4 protein-coding genes are annotated in these 4379 nt (G+C 34.9%); all 4 read left to right on the top strand.

Annotated elements, in window-relative coordinates; genetic code table 11:
- Positions 1-464 precede the first annotated feature (464 nt).
- The 4 genes from FPG59_RS16705 to FPG59_RS14345 all read left to right on the top strand — a co-directional run bounded on the left by FPG59_RS16705 (position 465) and on the right by FPG59_RS14345 (position 3926).
- Positions 465-641: a DUF5522 domain-containing protein gene (locus FPG59_RS16705; RefSeq protein ID WP_158634565.1), complete on the top strand. Its 177-nt coding sequence runs from the start codon at positions 465-467 to the stop codon at positions 639-641.
- 215 nt (positions 642-856) lie between these two features.
- Complete coding sequence (locus tag FPG59_RS14355; RefSeq protein WP_086455262.1) at positions 857-2863, top strand: urocanate hydratase; 2007 nt, start codon at positions 857-859, stop codon at positions 2861-2863.
- Positions 2864-2929: 66 nt separating this feature from the next.
- A complete protein-coding gene (locus tag FPG59_RS14350) occupies positions 2930-3466 on the top strand; it encodes a DUF4136 domain-containing protein (RefSeq protein WP_086455261.1) in 537 nt (178 codons plus the stop codon).
- A gap of 58 nt (positions 3467-3524) precedes the next feature.
- A complete protein-coding gene (locus tag FPG59_RS14345) occupies positions 3525-3926 on the top strand; it encodes a group III truncated hemoglobin (RefSeq protein ID WP_086455260.1) in 402 nt (133 codons plus the stop codon).
- The last annotated feature ends 453 nt before the right edge of the window (positions 3927-4379 follow it).

The raw sequence follows: 4379 nt of genomic DNA, 5'->3' as shown, positions 1-4379 counted from the left end.
ATCAAGAAGAGATGGAAAAAAATACCGAACTGAATTAGGTGTAGAGATATTTAAAAAAATTAAAAAAAGGACGCTTTTTTAAATAATCTAAATTTTGCTCCATTGCATAACATTCTCGCTCAAAGGAAATGTTTTTGTAAGCGAGATAACTATTTTTGAGTTGTAACAATCGAATGCAATACTCCAAGAGATACCAAATATAAAAAGGGAGAATAAGTAACTCTATTTGTTGCCTGATATGTATGCGTTCATGATTTAGTAAAATTGGATTTTCTTTATCTTCCCTGAATTTTACTATCACAAAAGGAAAAATCGTTAATCCACGATATCCTTTTGGAATTAAATATTTGGACACAATCAAAAACATTAGCACTAAAATTTATAAATTTGTAGTCATACAAAACCTTAAAAAACGAATATCTTGTGGAATTGTAAAATTATATTCTCCAAAGTAGTATGAAAAAATAATGAGCCAAAGTAATGAAAATAAATTGATAGAAGGGGAAGATTTCTATTACACACCAGAAGGATATAAATGTTTTACCGAAAAACACCACCTTAAACGAGGTTATTGTTGTAAAAACAACTGCAGACATTGTCCTTACGGCTTTGATAAAAAAACAGGAACTAATAAAAAGTAATTACATTTTAGAATCTAAATAACAAACACTACTAGAGTGTCAGTTTAAAAAACACAAGCATAACATGGATATTTGTTCACAGAAATATAGAATCAAAATTCACAAATCCTACCATAGGTCGGATATTCGTTATCCTTAGTCGTTGCATTTTTTTATAAGAAGTAAGTGCTTCTTTAACAAAACTGTACATCAAAAAATAACGAATCTACATTAAAATGACTTTTCAAGAACAAATAGTGCAAGGAATTCCTTCGGTTTTACCAAATCCAAAACCGTATGACATAAAGCGATTAGCTGACCTAACGACACAAACCGAAATTAATCATGCGCCAAAGCGAAAAGAGATCCTTTCGGATGATGAAAAAAAATTAGCACTAAAAAATGCTTTGCGCTATTTTGAACCTCAACATCATGCTGAATTGCTTCCTGAATTTAAAGCTGAGCTTGAAACTTACGGAAGAATTTACATGTATCGCCTACGTCCTGATTACAAAATGTACGCACGACCAATTTATGAATATCCTGGAAAATGCGAACAAGCAAAAGCCATTATGTTGATGATTCAAAACAATTTGGATTATGCCGTAGCCCAGCATCCACATGAACTAATTACTTATGGTGGTAATGGAGCAGTTTTCTCTAATTGGGCACAGTATTTATTGACGATGAAATATTTGGCAGAAATGACCGAAGAACAAACATTAGCGATGTATTCTGGTCATCCCATGGGATTATTTCCATCTCACAAAGAAGCGCCGAGAGTGGTTGTTACTAACGGAATGGTAATTCCAAATTACTCCAAACCAGATGATTGGGAAAAAATGAATGCTTTGGGCGTTTCTCAATACGGACAAATGACAGCCGGAAGCTACATGTACATTGGTCCACAAGGAATTGTTCACGGAACTACAATCACGGTTTTAAACGGATTCAGAAAAATTAAAAAATCTCCAAAAGGAGGATTATTCGTTACTTCTGGACTTGGCGGAATGAGTGGCGCACAACCAAAAGCAGGAAATATTGCTGGTTGCGTTACAGTTTGTGCCGAGGTAAACCCAAAAATTACACACATTCGTCATTCACAAGGTTGGATTAATGAAGTTATTGAAAATATTGATGAATTAGTGCCACGAGTTAAAAAAGCTTTAGAAAAACAAGAAGTAGTTTCCATTGCTTATCTCGGAAATGTAGTCGATGTTTGGGAACGTTTTGACCAAGAAAACCTGCATATTGATTTAGGTTCTGATCAAACTTCACTGCACAATCCTTGGGCTGGAGGTTATTATCCAATCGGATATACTTTCGAAGAATCCAATGATTTAATGGCAAATAATCCTGATAAATTCAAGGAAGAAGTTCAAAAAACATTGCGTCGTCATGCGGCTGCGATAAATAAACATACTGAAAAAGGAACGTATTTCTTCGATTATGGAAATGCCTTTTTATTAGAAGCTTCTCGCGCTGGAGCAGATGTTTTTGCCGAAAATCACATCGATTTCAAATACAATAGTTATGTTCAAGATATTATGGGACCAATGTGTTTCGACTACGGATTTGGACCATTCCGTTGGGTTTGCGCCTCAGGAAATCCTGAAGATTTAGCAAAAACCGATACAATTGCCTGTGCTGTTCTAGAGGAAATGATGAAAAACTCTCCAGAAGAAATCCAACAACAAATGGCGGATAATATTCAGTGGATTAAAGGTGCGCAAGAAAATAAATTAGTGGTTGGATCACAAGCCAGAATTCTATATGCTGATGCCGAAGGACGAATTAAAATCGCCGAAGCCTTCAATCAAGCCATTGCCCGCAAAGAAATTGGCTACATAATTTTAGGTCGAGATCATCACGATGTTTCTGGAACCGATTCTCCATACCGAGAAACATCCAATATTTACGACGGGTCAAGATTCACTGCTGATATGGCTATCCAAAACGTCATTGGCGATAGCTTTCGCGGTGCTACTTGGGTTTCTATTCACAATGGTGGCGGTGTTGGTTGGGGCGAGGTAATTAACGGTGGTTTTGGTATGGTTCTTGATGGAACTAAAGAAGCATCAAAACGCTTAGAATCAATGCTTTTTTGGGATGTAAACAACGGAATTTCAAGACGAAGCTGGGCAAGAAACGAAGGAGCTATTTTTGCTATAAAAAGAGCCATGGAAACGCAACCTTTATTGAAAGTTACCATCCCTAATGTAGTTGACGAAGATTTATTATAGTTTCAGGTTTCAAGTTAAACTTTTCAAACCTGAAACCTCAAACTTGAAACACTAAAATAAAATATTATGAAAACACTAAAATTTATTCCCGTACTCTTACTCTTTGTATTTGCTTCCTGCAGTTCGGTTAGAGTGTACTCTGATTTTGATAATAAAGCTGATTTTACCGCCTACAAGACGTATGCTTTTCACAAAAATGGAATCGATAAAGTTGAAATATCACAGCTGGATAAAAAACGAATCTTAAACGCTATTGACCGTGAATTAAGTGCAAAAGGAATGACTAAGAGTGAAAATCCAGATTTACTTATAAATATTTTCACTAAAGAAAGAGAACGAGTTGATGTCAATCAGTTTAACGCTGGATGGGGTTATGGCTGGGGATGGGGCTGGAATCCTTTCATGTGGGGAGGACAAAATACAATTGCTAGCACTTCAACTGAGGGCACCCTTTTTATCGACTTGATTGATGCTAAAAAGAAAGAACTCATTTGGCAAGGTGAAGGTGTTGGTAACTTAACTCAAAACCGTAGAGACAAAGAAGAACGAATCAACGAATTTGTTACTAAAATTCTAGAACAATTTCCGCCAAAAGAAAAATAGATTTTACTACAATCAAACATAAAGCCTACCTTTGCGTAGGCTTTTTTTTATAGAAATTATGATACCACAAACCGATATTGCTTCCTTAGACGATATTAAACTCTTAGTCAATACTTTTTATGTTCAAGTGCAAAAAGACGAAATAATAGGACCTATTTTCAACGAAAAAATAGGCAACCGTTGGCCGGAACATTTAGAAAAAATGTATGGATTTTGGGAAACTATTTTGCTAGAAGTTCATTCGTATTCTGGGAGTCCCTTTCCGCCTCACAAGCAGCTCCCTATTGGTAGGGATCATTTTAACCGTTGGATGGAACTATTTACACAAACTACCGATCAATTATTCCATGGGCCGCTAGCAGATGAAGCCAAATACAGAGCAAAAGCCATGGCAGATATGTTTCATTACAAGATTGACTATTTTCGTAACGCCGAAAAAAACCAGATTAATCCATCGTAAGGCTATGATTTGCAGCTACCTTATTTTTATAAAAAACTATTAATTCTATGCACAGAATACTATTATTAGTTGTTTTCTCTGTGTTACTTTTCTGCGCTCCCAAAAATCAATAAATACCTCTCGTTCAATTTATCTAACAATAGAAACTGATTTAACACGCCTATAAACTTAATTTCAACTTTAAGTGTTTACTTGTACGTCTTACAAAGGGAAAAATAGGAAAATAGAAAAAAGTTACGCTTGTATTAACATTTATTGTAACAAAAAACAATTTAGTAAAGCATGCATACGTTTATTTGCAAAAAAAGCCAAAGTGATTATCATTCATTCTATTTCTTTTTGGTTATTTTAAATAAAAATTAATTACTTTTGCGTCTCAATTATGAAAAACAATAACACAATTATTAACAGCATTTCAATTATCATTCGATGAGAATGTGAGGCGCTGTATAG

It is taken from the genome of Flavobacterium sp. FPG59 (assembly GCF_002150205.1).
GTDB lineage: Bacteria > Bacteroidota > Bacteroidia > Flavobacteriales > Flavobacteriaceae > Flavobacterium.
The sequence above is the reverse complement of the archived record's forward strand: the minus strand, read 5'-3'. Positions and strand labels throughout refer to the sequence as shown.

Coding starts and splice junctions, on each gene's coding strand:
- FPG59_RS14355 (WP_086455262.1), top strand. CDS start 857: ATGACTTTTCAAGAACAAATAGTGCAAGGAATTCCTTCGGTTTTACCA.
- FPG59_RS14350 (WP_086455261.1), top strand. CDS start 2,930: ATGAAAACACTAAAATTTATTCCCGTACTCTTACTCTTTGTATTTGCT.
- FPG59_RS14345 (WP_086455260.1), top strand. CDS start 3,525: ATGATACCACAAACCGATATTGCTTCCTTAGACGATATTAAACTCTTA.